This is a genomic window from Desulfotignum balticum DSM 7044, from assembly GCF_000421285.1.
Lineage (GTDB): Bacteria > Desulfobacterota > Desulfobacteria > Desulfobacterales > Desulfobacteraceae > Desulfotignum > Desulfotignum balticum.
On sequence record NZ_ATWO01000001.1, the window covers coordinates 753,429 to 771,322 of the forward strand.

General features: G+C 52.7%; 18 protein-coding genes and 1 tRNA gene. 7 read left to right on the forward strand and 12 right to left on the reverse strand.

Translation table 11 applies throughout. From position 1 onward, the window contains the following. Positions 1 to 27 precede the first annotated feature (27 nt). Positions 28 to 210, forward strand: a complete 183-nt coding sequence (locus tag K365_RS0103980) for a hypothetical protein (protein ID WP_024333622.1) — start codon at positions 28 to 30, stop codon at positions 208 to 210. A gap of 73 nt (positions 211 to 283) precedes the next feature. Here K365_RS0103980 and K365_RS0103985 read toward each other — a convergent pair whose 3' ends face one another. From K365_RS0103985 to K365_RS0103995, 3 genes are read right to left on the reverse strand one after another with little or no spacing between them, the layout of a single operon-like run. After that, positions 284 to 1,417, reverse strand: a complete 1,134-nt coding sequence (locus tag K365_RS0103985; protein WP_024333623.1) for a DUF362 domain-containing protein — start codon at positions 1,415 to 1,417, stop codon at positions 284 to 286. A gap of 55 nt (positions 1,418 to 1,472) precedes the next feature. Then, positions 1,473 to 2,576, reverse strand: coding sequence for an MFS transporter (locus K365_RS0103990; RefSeq protein WP_024333624.1), 1,104 nt, complete (start codon positions 2,574 to 2,576; stop codon positions 1,473 to 1,475). An 18-nt stretch (positions 2,577 to 2,594) separates the two neighbouring features. Then, on the reverse strand, positions 2,595 to 4,472 hold the full coding sequence (locus K365_RS0103995; protein WP_024333625.1) for a CBS domain-containing protein: 1,878 nt from the start codon (positions 4,470 to 4,472) through the stop codon (positions 2,595 to 2,597). Between the two features lie 322 nt (positions 4,473 to 4,794). Between K365_RS0103995 and K365_RS0104000 the strand changes: the two genes are divergently transcribed. Both K365_RS0104000 and K365_RS0104005 read left to right on the forward strand, forming a co-directional pair. Continuing rightward, positions 4,795 to 5,478: a bifunctional phosphoribosylaminoimidazolecarboxamide formyltransferase/IMP cyclohydrolase PurH gene (locus K365_RS0104000; protein ID WP_006963908.1), complete on the forward strand. Its 684-nt coding sequence runs from the start codon at positions 4,795 to 4,797 to the stop codon at positions 5,476 to 5,478. A gap of 3 nt (positions 5,479 to 5,481) precedes the next feature. Further along, positions 5,482 to 6,732: an IMP cyclohydrolase gene (locus K365_RS0104005; protein ID WP_024333626.1), complete on the forward strand. Its 1,251-nt coding sequence runs from the start codon at positions 5,482 to 5,484 to the stop codon at positions 6,730 to 6,732. 18 nt (positions 6,733 to 6,750) lie between these two features. On the opposite strand, the gene K365_RS0104010 is transcribed toward K365_RS0104005, so the two are convergent. After that, complete coding sequence (locus tag K365_RS0104010; RefSeq protein WP_024333627.1) at positions 6,751 to 8,730, reverse strand: ribonuclease catalytic domain-containing protein; 1,980 nt, start codon at positions 8,728 to 8,730, stop codon at positions 6,751 to 6,753. A gap of 99 nt (positions 8,731 to 8,829) precedes the next feature. Between K365_RS0104010 and K365_RS0104015 the strand changes: the two genes are divergently transcribed. Then, on the forward strand, positions 8,830 to 9,441 hold the full coding sequence (locus tag K365_RS0104015; protein ID WP_006963902.1) for a Smr/MutS family protein: 612 nt from the start codon (positions 8,830 to 8,832) through the stop codon (positions 9,439 to 9,441). Between the two features lie 56 nt (positions 9,442 to 9,497). On the opposite strand, the gene mltG is transcribed toward K365_RS0104015, so the two are convergent. From mltG to K365_RS0104055, 8 genes are all read right to left on the reverse strand, one after another. Next, complete coding sequence (gene mltG, locus K365_RS0104020; RefSeq protein ID WP_024333628.1) at positions 9,498 to 10,502, reverse strand: endolytic transglycosylase MltG; 1,005 nt, start codon at positions 10,500 to 10,502, stop codon at positions 9,498 to 9,500. Between the two features lie 28 nt (positions 10,503 to 10,530). Continuing rightward, positions 10,531 to 11,103: an electron transport complex protein RnfA gene (locus tag K365_RS0104025; protein ID WP_006963898.1), complete on the reverse strand. Its 573-nt coding sequence runs from the start codon at positions 11,101 to 11,103 to the stop codon at positions 10,531 to 10,533. Between the two features lie 11 nt (positions 11,104 to 11,114). After that, positions 11,115 to 11,723 (reverse strand): electron transport complex subunit RsxE, encoded by a 609-nt coding sequence (rsxE, locus tag K365_RS0104030; RefSeq protein ID WP_006963896.1) that lies wholly within the window; start codon positions 11,721 to 11,723, stop codon positions 11,115 to 11,117. Between the two features lie 23 nt (positions 11,724 to 11,746). Beyond that, positions 11,747 to 12,331: an RnfABCDGE type electron transport complex subunit G gene (gene rnfG / locus K365_RS0104035; protein ID WP_006963894.1), complete on the reverse strand. Its 585-nt coding sequence runs from the start codon at positions 12,329 to 12,331 to the stop codon at positions 11,747 to 11,749. Next, positions 12,324 to 13,289: an RnfABCDGE type electron transport complex subunit D gene (locus K365_RS0104040; protein ID WP_006963892.1), complete on the reverse strand. Its 966-nt coding sequence runs from the start codon at positions 13,287 to 13,289 to the stop codon at positions 12,324 to 12,326. Before K365_RS0104040 ends, rnfG begins: the two co-directional genes overlap by 8 nt. Positions 13,290 to 13,303: 14 nt before the next feature. Continuing rightward, positions 13,304 to 14,572 (reverse strand): 4Fe-4S dicluster domain-containing protein, encoded by a 1,269-nt coding sequence (locus K365_RS0104045; protein ID WP_006963890.1) that lies wholly within the window; start codon positions 14,570 to 14,572, stop codon positions 13,304 to 13,306. 69 nt (positions 14,573 to 14,641) lie between these two features. Then, positions 14,642 to 15,007: a cytochrome c3 family protein gene (locus K365_RS0104050; RefSeq protein ID WP_006963888.1), complete on the reverse strand. Its 366-nt coding sequence runs from the start codon at positions 15,005 to 15,007 to the stop codon at positions 14,642 to 14,644. A 97-nt stretch (positions 15,008 to 15,104) separates the two neighbouring features. Continuing rightward, positions 15,105 to 15,572 (reverse strand): SoxR reducing system RseC family protein, encoded by a 468-nt coding sequence (locus tag K365_RS0104055; RefSeq protein ID WP_024333629.1) that lies wholly within the window; start codon positions 15,570 to 15,572, stop codon positions 15,105 to 15,107. 163 nt (positions 15,573 to 15,735) lie between these two features. Here K365_RS0104055 and K365_RS0104060 point away from each other — a divergent pair. From K365_RS0104060 to yedF, 3 genes are all read left to right on the forward strand, one after another. Continuing rightward, positions 15,736 to 15,811 (forward strand) — tRNA-Asn (locus K365_RS0104060). A gap of 230 nt (positions 15,812 to 16,041) precedes the next feature. Next, positions 16,042 to 17,106: a selenide, water dikinase SelD gene (gene selD, locus K365_RS0104065; protein WP_084489735.1), complete on the forward strand. Its 1,065-nt coding sequence runs from the start codon at positions 16,042 to 16,044 to the stop codon at positions 17,104 to 17,106. Between the two features lie 65 nt (positions 17,107 to 17,171). Beyond that, a complete protein-coding gene (gene yedF, locus K365_RS0104070) occupies positions 17,172 to 17,804 on the forward strand; it encodes a sulfurtransferase-like selenium metabolism protein YedF (protein WP_024333631.1) in 633 nt (210 codons plus the stop codon). Positions 17,805 to 17,894 lie beyond the last annotated feature (90 nt).

A 17,894-nucleotide genomic window follows, 5' to 3' on the forward strand; every position in this document is an offset into this window, starting at 1 on the left:
GTTTATCTGAAGACAAGGAGAACGTAAATGGCACAATCCAATTGCAGTACCTGCCGGTTCCGCAAAAAATATGATGACAACCCGGCATCCCTGCTCGGGCGGTTATGGCGGTGGCATACAAACTGGTGCCCTGGCTGGAAAAAATATATGCAGTCTCTTCCGGAAAATGAACGCAAAATCCTCAAAGAAAAATATAAGATAACTGATTAAATGCTATGGCATTCTCAAAGTTTCAGGAAACACTGCTGCCAAACCTGGAAATGTCTGCAGATCGGTCATTACCTCATGATTTCTTATACGCCAGGGTTTTCAGCTTCACCAGCTTGTAATCCCGGGTCCCCAGTCCGATCTTTTCCGCATAAGCCAGCTGATGGGACCAGTCCACATCCGGATACAAGCCCCGGAATTTGTCTTCCCCCGGGGCCAGGCAGGTCTTTAACTCAGTATGGGGCAGGCCCGGCTGCTGATTCACCAGATCCACGCTGGCCTGGTCAATGGCCACGGGATCCAGGGATGCCACCACCCCGATATTGTTGACAATGGGGGATTCCGTATAGGACAGGCAGTCGCATTTGGGGGCGATGTCCGTGATGAAATTGATGAACAGGCATTTACCGGGCTTGTTTTTCACGATTCCATAGGTATATTCCACCATTTTTTCCATGAACACCGGAATAGTCTGGTTCCAGTTGATGTTAATGGACCCCGTGGGACACCGGACAATGCATTCCGCACATCCGATGCATTTTTCTTTTGTGATATAGGCTTTCTTGTCTTCCAGAAAAATCGCTTCCCCCGGGCAGTGGGCCGCGCATTCCCCGCATCCGATACAGGTTTTGCGCTTGATTTTAGGCGACACATTGGAGTGCTGGTCCAGTTTTCCTCGGCGCGAAGCTGATCCCATACCGATGTTTTTGATGGTGCCGCCGAATCCGCTCAGTTCATGGCCTTTGAAATGGGCCACGGAAATCAGGGCTCCTGCCTGCATGATTTCGGACCCGATATACACCTGTTCGCAGTTTTTCAGTTTCACAGGCACCGGGGTTTCACTTTTGCCCAGCAGGCCGTCGGCAATGATGATGGGCGCGTTGTCCATGGACGAATAGGAAAAACCGTTCTCAATGGCGGTTTTGATATGGGACACGGCATTGGACCGGGTGCCTACGTACAGGGTGTTGGCATCGGTCAGGAACGGCTGTGCACCCGTCGTTCGGATGGTTTCAATGATTTTCCGGATAAAGACCGGCCGGATATAGGCGGTATTGCCCTGCTCACCAAAATGAAGTTTGACCGCCGTGTGATCATTTTTGCCTAAAATATTTTTTATTCCGGCTTTTTTTAAGAGCCGGCCCAGTTTTCCGGGCAGGTTTTCCCGGGATGTGGCAGTCAGATCCATGAAAAAAACGTCAGCTGGCATACAATCCTCCTTGGATTTGGTTTTTAAATGGTCATACGCAATTTTGCATGAAAACTCAACCCGGGATTTTTTTGTTCAGCCAGATCCATCCCATCACAGGGCCGGGTGTCAGGCAGAGAAATGCCGTGTCGATTCCCCAGTGCCGGATCCAGAACGTCACCAGTTCAATGGAAAAAATGGTGATGACAAATCCGATGCAATTGACCAGTGTTAACGCGGAGCCCACATATCCGGCCGGGGCAAACCGGGTGTTTAAAGAGGAAAACTGGGGAGAATCCGCCACCACAGCCATACCCCATAACAGAATCACGCCCAGAGCCACTGGGCGGGGCAAATAAAGAAAAGCCGGTGACATCAAGCAGCATAGCGCGGATATGATCAGGGCCGTGCCGGCCACCCGCCGGCTGCCCCATTTCAGGGAAAGCATGCCCCCGGCAGCACATCCCATGAACCCGGCCCCAAAAAAAATAAACGCCCACATGTCCGCCTGATCTGGAATTATGGCATAAAACAGAATCGGTATGGTTGCCCAGACCGCGTACAGCTCCCACATATGGTCGAAATAGCCTAAAGCCGACGCTTTAAAATAAGGATTCACAAACAGGTAACGGATCACTTTGGGGTCAAAAGGAGATCCCTTGGGCAGAAACGGCCCGTCCCCCACAAAAAAAACCTGAATCAGTCCGCCGGCCAGGCATGACACACTGGTTATCCACAGGATCATTCCCGGGTCTCCCTGCCAGTGAACCGCTTTGATCAGATAGGGAAACCCGGACGCTAAAACCAGGGCCCCCACCAGAAAACCCAAAGCCCGTCCCAGGGTGTCGGGATACCAGGATGCCGCAATTTTCATGCCCACGGGATAGATACCGGCCAGAGAGATGCCGCATAAAAACCGGGAAGCCAGCAGAATTCCCCGGGAAGGGGGAAGCAGGGCACCTCCCAGATTGAACATGGCACCTGCCAGTGCACAGACGAAAAATACCCTTACCGGAGGAAACCGATCCGACAGATTCAGGAATGCAAAGCTCAAGGTGCCGGCAATAAATCCCGCCTGCACGGCAGACAGTAAAAACTGCTGGTCAAAAAACGCGGCATTGGCGGCAAACCAGATGGAACCGGACAGAAACTGGGCCAGAATAATCAGTAAGAGTCGCATAAACGGGGAAGTCTTTTTTCAATCCATGGTCTGGAGCAGCCGGAACAAGGTTTTTTTCGCCAGGATATCTCCGGAAACAATGCCTGCCACCCGGTCTTTTTTTACAATGGGCATGGCTGATATTTCGTGGTTTTCCAGCATCCTGACACAGTCTAAGATCGGGGTGTCCGGGCCGGTAGCGATCACGTCTGTTGTCATCACCCGGGTTAAAGGCGCATCCATGGGCAGGTGGGAGGCCATGGCCCGGGTGATGTCCCAGTTGGTGACAATGCCGATGAGCTTGCCTGTTTCAGACACCACATTGACAATGGATACCCGGGATTTGACCAGCAGTCTGGCCGCATCCGCGATCTGCCGGTCCACACCGATGGTGGGGGCGTCTTCCATGACATCTTTGGCCGTCCTGGTTTTTTCCATGGATGCGATGCGCCGGATGCTGATAGTTTCAGCCACGTCACAGGGCAGACTGTCCGCATCCTTGCACAGGCCGTCAATGAGTTCTTCCATATTGTTGCGGATCACGGTTTCCAGCTTTTCCACGGCCGCTTTCCGCCGGATTTCCGCCAGTTGGGCAAACGCCTCCTGGTTTTTGTGCAGCCAGGCATCGATTTTTTTAGAATGTCCCAGAATGTCTTTGGGAATCAGCAGGTCATCCGGGGTGGGAATCATGCGTTCGTGGGCCGCATAAATCACGCCACCGGAATTCACCAGAAAGTCCTTGGCAATGAGCACCCCTTTGTCCCGGTATACATGGCGTTCCATGTGCCGCCGGGCCGCTTTTTTCGCCGGATCAGGAGAATAGGTGTTGGCGCCTTCCACAATCATCTGCCAGTGTCCCATCCGGTCCACGGTCATGGACGGGTTCGAACTTGCGTCCACATCCAGATAGTTGGATACCGGAGACGCCGGTATCAGGCAGAACCCGGATTCCCTGAGCAGGTTGTCGGCACAGCTGGAATAAATGGTCCGGGGGTCGGTGTTTTGTGTGCCGTGGAGGATGGTGTCATGAAAATAGCGCCGGGTCACTTCACCAAACTGTTTCCACAGGTCAAACAGCTGCTGCCAGGGCAGACCGTTTTCATTCATCAGAAACCCGTGGGCATCACTGATGCCCTTGATGACCGGAGGCGTGTGCGGATCATATTCGTGAAAGATCCGGGCCACATGGGCCCCGACCGCACCGAATCCCTGGATGAGGATGGTCTGGTCTTTCAAGGAGGGAAGGGTCAGGTGCCGGAACTGGGGCAGATTTTTAAGCCGGGGCAGCTGTTTTACCAGGGTCTTGAACGCCACCACCACCCCGTTGGCAGCCCCGCCCAGCTCATCGATCCGGTTTCCGCCCATATCCGCGGGTTTGGATACGGCGTTGTTGAGCCCGTTTTCAATGGCGAATCGTTTCATGTCCGCATCATTGGTGCCCACATCCGGGCCGGGAATATAGATTTTGCGGTATCGTTTCAAAAGCCGCCCGAATCCGGTGATGACGGCAGGCCGGTCAGCCGGGGTGAGATCTTCGGGGCGGACAATACCGGATTTTCCTCCCCCAAAGGGCAGGGCTGCGGCCGCATTTTTCAATGTCATGCCCCGGGCCAGATTGTGAATGATGTCCGGGGTAACGTCCGGCAGCATGCGGGTGCCGCCCATGGCCGGCTGCCCCATGGCCAGGTTGTCCACCACCAGAAACCCGCCGATCTCCAGCGGGCTGTCCTCATCCCACATGCAGACCACCAGCCGGGGACCTAAACGGTCCACCCGGATGCCCAGACGCTGAAGCCGGTCCACATCCAGGGGGCCGAATTCCATGAACCGGAGCGGGCCGTCCTTGATCAGCCGGTTCTGCCACATTTTGTCCGGCAGGACCTTTTGCAGCAGGGCTTTCATTTTCAATGGAATCATGAACCTCTCCGTGAATGGGGTGAATGATTGCCGTTATTGTCTTTCATACCCGGAAAAATGTCAAAATAAAATATTTTTGAACCTGACAGGCAGGCCCATGTAGCGGAATTTTAAAGTGTGAGGCATAAGGCCGCCCCGGTGGGGGTGTCTTACTGCCGGACAGGAATCCACGGGGTGGCTCCGACAGTCCGTCAGCAAGACACCCCCCACCGGGGCTCCGCTGTCATCAGCGACGAGTGCCGGGTGCCTCACTGCTTGACGTAGACGGGTCTGCGTGGTATGGAACATCACGATTTTACGAGATAAATGAAAGGATAATATAATGGCAAAAAATGTGGTGGAAAAAGTGGATGATCAAGTGAAGATCAACACCCTGCTGGTGAGCGTGTCGGATAAATCCGGGCTGGATACATTGATTCCGGGCATGATTGCCGTGAACCCGGATCTGGTGATCCTGTCCACGGGCGGTACATTTTCACGGATCAAAGAGATTCTGGGGCCCGGGGCCGACATGCATCTGCAACAGGTATCTGATTACACGGGCCAGCCTGAAACCCAGGGCGGTCTGGTAAAAACCCTGGATTTCAAGATTTATCTGGGATTGCTGACAGAGACCTATAACCAGGCCCATCAGGCGGATCTGGTGCGGACCAAAGCCCGGCCCATCGACATGGTGGTGGTCAATCTCTATCCTTTTGCCCAAACCATTGCCCGGCCGGACATGACATTGGAAAATGCCCGGGGGAATATCGATATCGGAGGCCCCACCATGATCCGGGCCGCTGCCAAAAATTTTATCCGGGTGGCATCCGTGACCAACCCGGAAGACTATTCTAAAATTCTTGAAAAACTCACCGCCGGCAAGGGATGTCTGACCCTGGCGGACCGGTATGATCTGGCGGCCCGGGCTTTTGCGCACACGGCCGCCTATGACCGGGCCATTGCCGATTATCTGGCCGGCACAGCCGGCACTGCACTTTTATCATGTTATCAACCAGGAGTTTGAATCATGTCTGATGATCTTAAAAAAATGTATAAAACCATTATGGATGACCATTTTCCCTCCCGCATGGAAATCGCTTTTGTGGAGGAAAATACCCGGCAGACCCTGTTTTATGAAAAAGTGTCCTGGGTGATTGACGGGGTCGAAAAAGGCCTTCGCTATGGAGAGAATCCGGGCCAGGAAGCCGCATTGTACCGCCTTGTCAACGGCAACCTGACTCTGGGCGATGCAAAGACCATCCAGCCGGGACAGCACCTGGTGTCGGATATCGAGCTGCTCCAGTCCGGCAAGCATCCGGGCAAAACCAATCTGACGGATGCGGACAACTGCCTGAATATTCTGCGGTATTTCACCGACACCCCCTGTGCCGTGATCGTCAAGCACAACAATCCCTGCGGGGCGGCCCGGGCCCACAGTCTTGAGGCGGCGTATACCCGGGCCTATATGGCGGACCGGGTGGCGGCGTTCGGCGGATGCATCGGGTTGAACCGGGCAGTGGACAAAGCCACGGCCCAGGCCATCGCGTCCCAGTATGCCGAAGTGGTGGTGGCACCGGAATTTGAAGACGGGGTCCTGGATATCCTGGGCGCCCGGAAAAATCTGCGGGTCATCCGCATCCAGGCCATGGACCGGCTCCAGCGTTTTGTGGGAGAGCGGGTGGTGGATTTCAAAAGCCTGATGGACGGCGGGGTTGTGGCCCAGTGGTCATTTGTGCCAAAGGCCCTGACCAGAGAAGATCTCATACCGGCGGTGACGGATTATCAGGGGCAGACCTTTTCAGTGAACCGGCCGCCCACGGACCGGGAATATGAGGACATGCTGTTCGGGTGGCTGGTGGAATCAGGCATCACCTCCAACTCCGTGATCTATGTCAAAGACAATGTGACTGTAGGCATCGGCACGGGGGAGCAGGACCGGGTGGGCGTGGCCCAGATCGCTGTGGACAAGGCTTACCGCAAACTGGCGGACCGGTATTGTTTTGAACAATACCAACAGTCCTGTGCGGATCTGAAAGATGAAGACAAAAAACAGGAAATTAATGCCAGGGTGGCTGAAGAAAAGGGCGGATTGACCGGTGCGGCCATGATTTCAGATGCGTTTTTCCCGTTCCGGGACGGCATTGATGTGGGGCTGTCCCAGGGGATCAAAGCGGTGATTCAGCCCGGAGGCTCCCTGAATGATTATCAGTCCATCCAGGCCTGCAACGAATATGACGCAGCCATGGTGTTTACAGGTCAGCGCAGTTTCAAGCATTAAAAAATTGTTGGGGGGCCGTTACACACAGAACAAAGACAGCTGATTCCGTCGGGCATCCACATGCTGGACCGTGACCTGAATGGCATCTCCCTGTTTGAGTTTTAACCCGGAGGACGGCAGCCTGGCTTCCAGCATGAATTCCTTGAGCAGAATATTGTAATGATCCCGGTGGCATTCCAGCACCAGGGCATCAACGCTGTCTCCCCGCATGGATTCCAGCAGCTTGAGCAGCCAGTACCGTTTTCTGGCGCCCTGAACCCGGCCGGCATTGGCCATGGGAACGGACACGGCCTGCAGAATTTCTTCCAGATCTTTTTTTGAATAGGCCGGGTTCAGACCCAGCACCGCTTTAATCTGGCGCTGGGTGAGCAGATCATGGTATCTGCGGATGGGAGAAGTGGCCGTGGTGTACGCCTTGACCCCCAAACCGGAATGGGGCTGGGGGGTGGTGGTGACCATGGCCCGGCTCAGATGCCTGCGCTGCATGAGATTGGGCAAAAGTGCCGTTTCAATGCCATTGAACAGCCGCTGGCTGGGGGGCGGCTGGGACCGGAATACTGCCGGCATCTGATGATCGGCCAGAAACTTGGCCATCAGGGAATTGGCAAAAATCATCATTTCCGAAACCAGCATCCGGGAAGGGTTTTCCCGGTCCACCTTGGCATATCGGATCTCTTTGTTGTCTTCGAGCCAGACATTGACTTCCGGCAGAGTGATCTGGACCGCACCGGCTTTGAGCCGTTTTTCCCTGAGCAATGTGGCGATTTTATGAAGGCTGGTGATGGGATCATCCTTGCCGTTCAGCAGATTGGCTTCCATGTAGCTCATCTGGTGATGCACCTGAATGATGCTGGGGATAATCTGGACATCCCGGATTTCAAAGAACCGGCTCATCTGGATCATTGTGGAGATGGCCGGCCGGATTTCCCCCTGTTTGAGGCTGCACAGATCATCGGACAGATCTGCGGGCAGCATGGGCAGCTTGTCATCGGGCATATAAATGGAACTGGCCCGCTCCCGGGCCGCCATATCAATGGGATCTCCGGATTTGATATACGCCCCCACGTCAATGATATGGATCCCCAAACGATAGCCCTGGTCCGTGTTTTCCAGGCTGATGGCATCATCATAATCCAGGGTGGACTGGCCGTCGATGGTGATCAGAGGCACCTGGGTCAGATCCTTCCGGCCCTGGTCCTGATAGACACGGGAACTCAAGGATGACAGAAGGCGGCCGGCCGCCTTGACTTGGGGAGAAAATCGGGTGGGAACGCCCAGGGACAAAAGATCCACGTTTTCATCCACATCCCAGACTTTGGATCGGACAAAAAATTGAAACAAGGGGTCCGGGGTTGTCAGGCCGGCGTTTTTCAGCATCTGTCTGGCTAAAGATGCATGAACACTGTCATTTCCGAACAGGTAATAGTCTTTCAGGCATTCCAGAACGTCGGGATCTGCATCAAAGGATTTTTCCGGTTCCGTCTGCATGGCGGTCAGCCAGGCCACCCCCTGCTGAATCAGGCGGTCTCGTTTTTCCGCTTCTTGAATCTGGCGTTTTTTGGCATCCACCTGTGCCGGTGTAAACGGAGAAAAACAGTTCTGATTGAACTTGAAATACAGGCGGTCATAAAAAACCGCCCGGATCACCGCAGCTTCATGATCGCAGCACAACGGGGGATCAAAGCAGAAAACCGTCATGGCGGACAGGTCGATATTTTCAGATTCTTCGTAAAGAATTTCCCAGATTTCAAATATATCGATCTGATCGGACAATTGCCCGCGGGTTTGGGCCGTGGCTTTCAATTGGTTGATCAGATGATTTCTGGGCTGGGTGACGTCCAGGCATACCTGTGAGACATGAAGCAGTCTTTTTTCAGAAAGACTGACTTCCCGGCTGTTTTCATTGAGTAACTTGAGCTTGTCTTTTTTTTCGCTTAATATTACTGCTGTTATGATTTTTTGTTGATCAATATATTCAACAATGGTCCCAATTTTCATGAGTCAGACAATAGCAGGAAGGGGGGGCAAAGTCAAATACAGAAACTAAGGCCATTGTCTTGAAAAATCGGCAAAATTAACGTAAAATCAAAGACCTGTATGGGAAAGAAAAGAAAATACAAGCCGCCGCTGGTGGGGCCGGATGAAGACCTGTTAAAGGCGTTCACCCGAAAATCCGACACCCCCCGTTCGTTTGCGTGCAAAAACACCTCCCCGCCCGTGAACCGCCATGGACTGCCCGTGGTGGACCAGGTGTTTTCCGATTCATGTGCCGGAACCGGCGAAAAAAAGTGCCCGCCAAAAGCCGAAGATGGCCCTGCACAGGATTTTACCGCGTTGCTGGCATCCTATCTGTCCAGACCGCCGCAAAAAAAACAATCAATACCTTCTAAACCCATGCCGTACCATAAAAGAATCAAGCGGTATCCGCCTCCGGAAAAAGACCTGGATCTGCATGGGTTCACCGCGTTAGGCGCCCAGTTAAAAGCCCGGTCTTTTTTGACCACCTGCAAACTTCAGGGCTATTTTACCGTGCGGATCATTGTGGGCAAGGGGCTGCATTCCGATCTGGGGCCGGTGCTGCCCGATACCATCGAAGACCTTTTGACCCGGTTAAAAACCCAGGATATTGTTCTGGGGTTTGCCTGGGAGCGTAAAAAAAAATCCCGGTCCGGTTCCGTGATTGTGTATCTTCGCCAGTTCAGCGATTAAGGGGCTGAGTTGCCTGTAAAAAGATATGTACCGGGTGTGGGTGGAAACGATCAGGATCACTGGTTGATCTGATATTTTCTGACGGCCCGGTTGTGTTCTGCCAAAGTCTTGGAGAAATAGTGGGTTTTATCATTTTTGGACACAAAAAACAGAAAATCGCTTTCAGCCGGGAACAGGGCCGCTTCAATGGCTTTTGCCCCGGGATTGGCAATGGGGCCTTTGGGAAGGCCGTGCATCTGGTAGGTGTTGTATTCGGTTTTTCTTTGCAGATGCCGGGTCCGGATCCGGCCTTCAAATGTTGTATCCCCGTAAATCACAGTGGGATCACTTTGCAGGCGCATGCCTTTTTTCAACCGGTTGTGGAACACCGATGAGATCAACGGCTGTTCCGATGCCACACCGGCTTCTTTTTCAATCATGGAGGCCAGGGTGACAATTTCTTTGAGGGTGAATCCCAGATCATCTGCTTTTTTTTCCCACTCTGGCGTGTACACGGAAAAAAACGTGGTCACCATTTTTTCGATGATTTGACGGCAGGTGATGGTTTTGGGAAAGAAATAGGTTTCAGGAAACAAAAATCCTTCCATTGTGTGGGACGGGATGCCAAGGTCTGCGAGGACGTCCGGATCCCGGCACAGGGCTAAAAAAAGGTCCGGCTCACACATGCCGGTTTTCGCCACCACGGATGCGGTTTCCGCCATGTCCAGCCCTTCGGGAACAGTGAGCCGGTACAGTTTGATCCGGGCTTTGAGCAGTTGATCCAGGATTTGGGCAGGGGATGCCGGTGTAAACAGCCGGTGTTCACCGGCCTGAATGCGGGTGGCGGCTTTCTGATACCGGGCATAGGCCCGGAAAACAAGCACGTTTGGAATCAGGCCTGAAGATTTAAGATTTTCGGCAATCTGCTTCAGGTGCTGCCCGGGTTCAATCACAAAAATGATCTCTTTGTCATCCACTTTTACAGGGGTATGCAGCGTATGCCACACCCAGAAGCCGGTGACCAAAAAAAATAATCCTGCCGGGATCAGGACTCCCAGCAGGATTATTATACGGGTTTTCAAGGGCCTGGCACCATTTTTTGAAACTATTTTACACCATTCCCCTGAAAGAGGTAAAAGTCAGAGCAATGATGCCTGCGGTGATCAGACCGATGGAAGTGTCCTGCAACGGTTTGGGTATCCGGCCCAGATTGATCCGTTCCCGGACCCCGGCAAACAGAATCAGGGCCAGGCCGAATCCGACAGCATAGGCAAAGGATGACACCAGTGCTTTGGTAAATGTATATTCATTGCTGATATTCAGCAGACAGGCACCCATGACCGCACAGTTGGTGGTGATCAGGGGCAGAAAAATTCCTAAGCCCGCATACAGGCCCGGGATGCTCTTTTTCAAAAACATTTCCACAAACTGGACCAGAGAGGCAATGACCAGAATGAATGACAGGGTTCTTAAATATTCCACATTCAGGGTCTTGAGCAGATAGGTGTCCAGACACCAGGTAATGACTCCTGCCATGACCAGTACAAATACCACGGCCATTGACATGCCCACTGCGGTTTCCATTTTTTTGGATGTGCCCAGAAAGGGGCAGTTGCCAAGAAACTGGGCAAGGAGGATGTTGTTGATGAAAATACAGCTGATGGCAATTTCAAAATATTCCATGGGGTTTCTCCTTATTTGCTGCCTATGAGGTTCATGCATGCCAGCATCAGTCCCAGGGCCACAAACGCTCCAGGGGCTTCCACCATAAAGGAGAATGCGTGAAAGCTTTCCGGCATGGCAAACACGGGATTTCCTCCCCAGATGGTAATCGTGCCGGCACCCAGAAACTCCCGCACGGCACCCAGGGCGGCAAGGGAAAGTGTAAAGCCGATACCGATACCCAGTCCGTCTGCAATGGCCATCACCGGATTGTTTTTGCTGGCAAAGGCTTCTGCTCTTCCCAGTACAATGCAGTTGACCACGATCAAGGGAATAAAAATTCCCAGTTTCAAAAACAAGGGATAGGTATAGGCTTGCATGACCAGTTCCACAATGGTGACAAATGTGGCAATAATGACAATATAGCAGGCAATCCGGACTTTGGGCGGGATGATGTTCCGCAGCAGCGACACCAGCAGATTGGAAAAAACCAGCACAAATGTGGTGGCCACTCCCATGCCGATGCCGTTTTCAACCGTCTTGGTCACGGCAAGCACCGGGCAGAGACCCAGCACAAGTCTGAAAGGAGGCAGTTCAGCCCACAGCCCTTTAGTAAATTCTTTTGCCAAAGATTGTGCCATGTTTTTGTATCTCCTTTTTTGCCTTATGGCATCTGCTTTAAAATTTCGGGCTTCAGGTTTTTGTAAAGATTCTGGGCCTGGATGGCTGCCAGGGTCACAGCCCTGGATGTAATGGTGGCACCGGACATGGCATCAATGGAGCCATTGTCTGATTTCAGGGCCAGGTTGGCATCCAGGGGTTTGTCTGTAAACTGGGAGACAAATGTGGGATCATCCTTTGCCCGGGCACCCAGTCCCGGCGTTTCCGCATGGGTTGTGACCCTGGCCGCCACAATCTGGTCATTGTCCAGTTTTATGCCGACCATCAGGCCGACATCTCCGCCATATCCGCCTTTGCCCTTGGTTTCAAAAGCAACGGCTTGTGACCCGTCCGCCATTTTTGCAGGAAATATCTGAACTAAGGAGTCCCCTGCCTGAAGATTGAACCGTTCCATGATCGGATCATTGGCGGCATCAGGAAAAATTTCTTCGATGGCCGGGGCTTTCTGGAACTTCAGCACCTGTTCTTCAATTTTGACTTCCGTGCCTGTTTTTACTGCGGCCAGAAGACCGCCGGAAATGGCGGTCAAAGCGGTCAATACCACTATCATACTTATCATTTCACGCATTGTTTATTCCCCTTCCCAAAGCTTTCGGTCTGATATTGTCCACCAGGGGGTTTACAAGGTTGACCAGCAGAATGGCCAGGACTGTGCCGTCTGCATAGGATCCCACATTCCTCATGAGGATAATCATGAATCCGCCCAGAAACCCATAGATGAGCATGGGTATCCGGTTCACAGGCGATGATGAGTTTTCAGTGATCAGGAAAAAAGCCCCCAGCAGCGTGTAGCCGGAGAAAAGGTGAAACAGGGGGCCGGCATAGTTATCCGGACTGGACAGATAAAAAATAGCGGCTGTGATCAGGATCCCGGCTATAAATGATATGGAAAGTTCCCATCTGATATATCCCCGCAGTATCAGGTAAATACCGCCGATGATCAGCCCCAGACCAAACGTGGTCCCGGCCCCGCCAAATTCTCTGCCCCAGATCAGGTCTGAAAGCGAAAACAGGTCAGCAGCACCCGCCCCTTGAGATTTTACGGCTGCCAGAGGGGTCAGCGCGGTAAAATCAAACAGATAATTCACATAAGCCGTGTCAAAATCAAAAAATAGTTTCCAGGAAAGCATGAGCACGGCCATGCCTACCAGGGCAGGATGAAAGGGGTTGGCACCGATGCCGCCGAAAATTGATTTGCCGATCACCACGGCCACAAAAGTACCCACCACAATCAGCCACCAGGGGGTAACGGCCGGCAGCATCATGCCGAACAGCAGCCCGATGACCGCCGCATCCAGATCACCGATGGTAAAAGATTGTTTGGCAACACGGTTTACCACAATTTCCCAGAGCATGGCGCAGGAGGTTGACAGCGCCATGACACCCAGGGCCGGTGCCCCGAATTGGATGATGCCGTATACTGCAGCGGGCAGCAGGGCCAGAAGGATGTTCAGGTTCATTTGGAACAGGCTGTCTCCGTCATGCCAGAACGGTGCATGGGAAACGGTGAGTTTGGTATTATTCATGGGCAGTCTCCCTTTTAAACATCTGCTCGCAGTTTGTGCAGTTCGTGTTTTCCCAGCCGGATATACTGGGACAATGCGATCTGTGAGGTACAGACATAGGCACATAATCCACAGTCGATACAGGCCTCGAGGTCGCATTTATCAGCAGCGGCCTCATACTGTCCGGCCTGGAGAAACCGGACCAGCAGATTGACCGGTATGTCGGCCGGACAAATCTGGATGCATTTGCCGCAGTTGACACAGTTGTTGTCTGACAGCGGGGTAATGGTTTTCCGGTCCTGGACCAGAATCGTGTCCATATCCGGTGTGACCGGGTGGTGGGGGGTGAATGTGGCAAAACCCTGCATGGGCCCCCCAATGACAATGCGGTCCATTTCATTGATCTGAATGCCCAGCTGGCTGAAAATTTGGCCCAGCGGGGTACCGATCACCGCTTCAAGCCTGTGGCGGGCTCCGGTTTTGTCAATCAGGGTGATACATTTTTCAAACACCGGGCCCTTGGTTTCAAACGCCCGGGCCAGAGAAACCACGGCTTCGGCCCGGATAAAACAGATGCCCATTTCCTCGGGGGTTTTGCCGGCCGGCAGAATTTTGTCCAGATGATTTTTCATGATCATGGCGGGCAGGGTTTCCGGGTAATTCAAACGCGCCGGCAACAGGGTCAGGCTGTCGAATCGGGCACGGTCCTGAAGCCTGTCCGGCAGGACCAGATATATCTTGGGCACCTTTGTGATCTGTTTGAGGATCTGTACCCCTTTTTGCAGTGTTGCGGCGTGGGCTGTGCCCATATACTGGGAAGTAGTGGTCAGCAGGTCCGTGTCTGACACCATGATGATCAGGGTATTGACAGGGACTTTGGTCCGGGCAAGACGGGCGAACGGGGGCGCTCCCGGCAGGTGATTCAGATGCTGGGCCGCAAAGGACAACGCTTGTTTCATTTCCGGATATTTAATCTTGTCGGCAGCCTGTGTGTCTTTTTCTATGGCAATGCGGGTGCGCAGACCGCTGAAATCATCGGCAGTGAATGTATCAATGGATTTTATGGTGCCTGATACCGGTGAAACCGCATAATCAATGCTGTCTTTATACAGTTGAAGTTTCTGCCCTTTTTTGACGGGATCACCTTTCTGGATCAAAGCGTCCCGGGACCCGTCAAGGGGTTCGGGTAACAGAAGTGTCAAAAGGGCGGGTATATCGATTTTTTGGGGCGCTTCAGGATCGGGTTCCAGCAGGTCACAGGTCAACCCGGGTTTGGACAGCGCAAAGAAAGATCGTTTAATCATGAGTTACGTCCTTGTTTCAAAAAGCGGTTGTCATGACTGACGCAAGACAAAGGCGGCAGAATACCGGATTTAAAGCACATGACATGCATTGCAATCGACCGGTCCTGCGCCGTAATCCGCATGGCACCCGATGCATGTCTCGTGAAGGGCATCCGTTCTTGACGGCATGTAATCGTCTCCGGTCTCCTCATGGCAGTCACTGCAATTGTAGGTCTCGTCATCATCAATGTTGTGATGACAGTCCAGACAATCCAGATAATAGTCCTCCGTGTGTGTCTGGTGGGTGAACAGGACTTTGCCGGCATCGGTTTGAAACATGATGCGAACCGGATCTACCGGTGCAGGAGGGGAGAAAGCAGCGTAACAGACGATCCCTGTGATCAGCAAAACAGTCAAGATCAAGACCGCAAACTTCAGATGTGGTTGTGATGTCATATGTCAATCTTCCAGTCTAAGGGGTTAGCGTTTATGTGACAAACCCACAACTGGCAGCGTATATAGTATATTGCTGCTGGGTTGGCAAGGAAAAAAATTATTTTGAAGACGGCTTGCAGGCGGGCGCTGTCACCGGCTTTGTCTTGCGGATCAGCACGGGTTTGAATTCACTTTTTTGATTCATTGCCGCCGATTTTTTGTGAAGAATGACAAAAGCGATGCCGAAAAAAGAAAAACCCAATACCATGGCGGCAAATGACGCATTGATCCGAAGTAAAGGGCCCAAGGCATCACCGGTCAATGCACCGGCGACCAGGCAGAGAATCGGGACAACATAGATCAGAAAGGTCAGCAGCAGCGCGGATTTTGTCTGCATGCCGATCAGCACGGAATCTCCGGTTTCGACCCCTAATGTGTTGGGGACCTCCACAGTCATCTCTTTGCCCCGGTGGATGGTGCCGCAACTGTCTTTGGCCGAGCAGACCTCACAGGCTGCGGTCCGGTTGGTTTTAATCAGTGCCACATCCGGAGTGGCCCGGGTGACAATGCCCTGTTCAGTAATCATGGTGTGTCCTGTTTCCTGGGTTGATATGTTAATATGGTTGTGTCAGGCGCTATGTCCGGTGCATTATTACCCTTTCCGAAAACCCCTGTCAAATTTTTGTTTTTTTATCTTGACAACCAGCGGGTGATCTTATATAAACGTCGAGTCTTGATTCAAGACATGCTCCCCAGTAGCTCAGTTGGCAGAGCAATTGGCTGTTAACCAATGGGTCCGCGGTTCAAGTCCGTGCTGGGGAGCCAAATTAAATGTCATCACCCCGACAAGATGGTCCTCCTTATCTTGTCGGGGTTTTTTGTTTTCCCCTCCGAAGTCTTTTCAGCCGGAAAAAATTTTCTTCCCCTGCCGCCATTACGTCGGTTATTGATTATTTCTATGGAACCCATGGTCTGTAACAGAAATTTTGAATTTGATCTGAAGCCGGAAATGAGAAATAATAATGGTTTAAATAAAAATTTTTCAAGGAGATGAGATGAATCAGACGTCAAATAACCCCGTACAACCCATCCGGTTGACCCAGTGTGTGAAAGGGGCCGGGTGAGCGGCAAAATTGCCGCCCGGGGATCTGGCGGCCGCATTGAACGGATTGACGGTGCCGACCAATGAAAATGTTCTGGTGGGGATGGGAACGGCCGATGATGCCGGTGTGTACAAAGTCAGCGATGATCTGGCATTGATTCAGACCGTGGATTTTTTTACCCCCATAGTGGATGATCCCTATGATTTCGGCCGGATTGCCGCAGCCAATGCCCTGTCCGATGTCTATGCCATGGGCGGTATTCCCAAAACCGCCATGAATCTGGTGGCGTTTCCTTTGGGTGCTATGGATATGACGGTTCTGAAGAAAATTTTGGTCGGAGGCATCCGTGTACTGGAAGAATCCGGTGCCGTGCTCTTAGGGGGGCACAGTGTGGAGGATGATGAACTCAAGTATGGGTTGTCCGTCACCGGATTTGTTCACCCGGACCGGATTCTGGCCAACCAGGGGCTGAGACCCGGAGACCGGCTGGTTCTTACCAAGCCGCTGGGCACAGGGGTCATGAACACGGCCGTGAAAGCCGGTCTGACGTCCCCGGATCAGGTCAAAGAGATTACCGAGCTGATGGCCGCATTGAACCGGGATGCCGCCGATGTCATGACCCGGTTTCCCATTTCCGCCTGCACGGATATCACGGGGTTCGGACTTTTAGGACACCTGGCGGAAATGGTGACCGGCACTGGGGTCGGAGTTCGTGTTTTCAGTGATCAGATTCCTTTGATATCCGGTGCACTGGAATTTGCCGGCATGGGCCTGGTGCCCGGAGGGGCATTCCGGAACCGCCAGTTCCGGGCAGCCATGGTACACTTGGACGACCGGATCAGTCCGGCGTTGCGGGATCTTTTTTTTGATCCGCAGACCTCGGGCGGATTGCTTATGGGGTGTCCGGAAAACCGGTCCCGGGATCTTGTCACGGCGCTGCATGATCAGAAAATTGCCTGTGCCGCTGTGATCGGAGAAGTGCTGGATCAAAATCCCGGAAAAATCGAAGTGGTCTGACAAGTGCGTAACCGCGGCCACGGCCACAAAAGACAAATTAATTCAAATACGAAAGAATCATAACAATGACAATGAATATCGATGCCCGGGGCCTGGCCTGTCCCCAGCCCGTACTTTTGACCAAGCAGGCCGTGGAGGCGCATTCGCCTTCCCACCTCACCGTACAGGTGGACAATGAGGCCGCAGTTGAAAACGTATCCCGGTTTCTGGGGACAAAGGGATATGAAGCCACCACATCCGGGCAGGGGGACTCCTTCACTGTTTCCGGGGTGGATATGCAAAAATCAGGGGATCGAAATGATCCGCCGCAAATCGAGCCGGGCGTGCCCGGGGTTTCAGAACCAGATGACAAAGAAAAAGGTCAGAAAATACTGGTACTCATCGCTTCGGACCGGATGGGGGCCGGGGATGATGAACTGGGACAGAAATTGATGATCAGTTTCATCAAGACCCTGGGGGAAATGGGAGAGGATCTGTGGCGGATCGTGTTTGTCAATAACGGGGTCAAGCTCACCATTAAGGGATCTGCGGTGCTGGAAACGCTTCAGGCATATGAAAAACAGAATATTTCCATCTGGGTCTGCGGCACCTGCCTGACCCATTTTGATCTGCTGAATGAAAAACAGGTGGGAGAAACCACCAATATGCTGGATATTGTCACGGCCATGCAGCTGGCTACCAAAGTGATCACGCTTTGAACCGGAATAAAAATACCGATTTTTTACTTTAACCGCTGCCTGAAGCTGTGCTATAGAATGCTGAGTTCACTCTTTTCAAAGGAGGCGGTA

Coding starts and splice junctions, on each gene's coding strand:
- K365_RS0103980 (WP_024333622.1), top strand. CDS start 28: ATGGCACAATCCAATTGCAGTACCTGCCGGTTCCGCAAAAAATATGAT.
- K365_RS0103985 (WP_024333623.1), bottom strand. CDS start 1,417: ATGCCAGCTGACGTTTTTTTCATGGATCTGACTGCCACATCCCGGGAA.
- K365_RS0103990 (WP_024333624.1), bottom strand. CDS start 2,576: ATGCGACTCTTACTGATTATTCTGGCCCAGTTTCTGTCCGGTTCCATC.
- K365_RS0103995 (WP_024333625.1), bottom strand. CDS start 4,472: ATGATTCCATTGAAAATGAAAGCCCTGCTGCAAAAGGTCCTGCCGGAC.
- K365_RS0104000 (WP_006963908.1), top strand. CDS start 4,795: ATGGCAAAAAATGTGGTGGAAAAAGTGGATGATCAAGTGAAGATCAAC.
- K365_RS0104005 (WP_024333626.1), top strand. CDS start 5,482: ATGTCTGATGATCTTAAAAAAATGTATAAAACCATTATGGATGACCAT.
- K365_RS0104010 (WP_024333627.1), bottom strand. CDS start 8,730: ATGAAAATTGGGACCATTGTTGAATATATTGATCAACAAAAAATCATA.
- K365_RS0104015 (WP_006963902.1), top strand. CDS start 8,830: ATGGGAAAGAAAAGAAAATACAAGCCGCCGCTGGTGGGGCCGGATGAA.
- K365_RS0104025 (WP_006963898.1), bottom strand. CDS start 11,103: ATGGAATATTTTGAAATTGCCATCAGCTGTATTTTCATCAACAACATC.
- rsxE (WP_006963896.1), bottom strand. CDS start 11,723: ATGGCACAATCTTTGGCAAAAGAATTTACTAAAGGGCTGTGGGCTGAA.
- rnfG (WP_006963894.1), bottom strand. CDS start 12,331: ATGCGTGAAATGATAAGTATGATAGTGGTATTGACCGCTTTGACCGCC.
- K365_RS0104040 (WP_006963892.1), bottom strand. CDS start 13,289: ATGAATAATACCAAACTCACCGTTTCCCATGCACCGTTCTGGCATGAC.
- K365_RS0104045 (WP_006963890.1), bottom strand. CDS start 14,572: ATGATTAAACGATCTTTCTTTGCGCTGTCCAAACCCGGGTTGACCTGT.
- K365_RS0104050 (WP_006963888.1), bottom strand. CDS start 15,007: ATGACATCACAACCACATCTGAAGTTTGCGGTCTTGATCTTGACTGTT.
- K365_RS0104055 (WP_024333629.1), bottom strand. CDS start 15,572: ATGATTACTGAACAGGGCATTGTCACCCGGGCCACTCCGGATGTGGCA.
- yedF (WP_024333631.1), top strand. CDS start 17,172: ATGACAATGAATATCGATGCCCGGGGCCTGGCCTGTCCCCAGCCCGTA.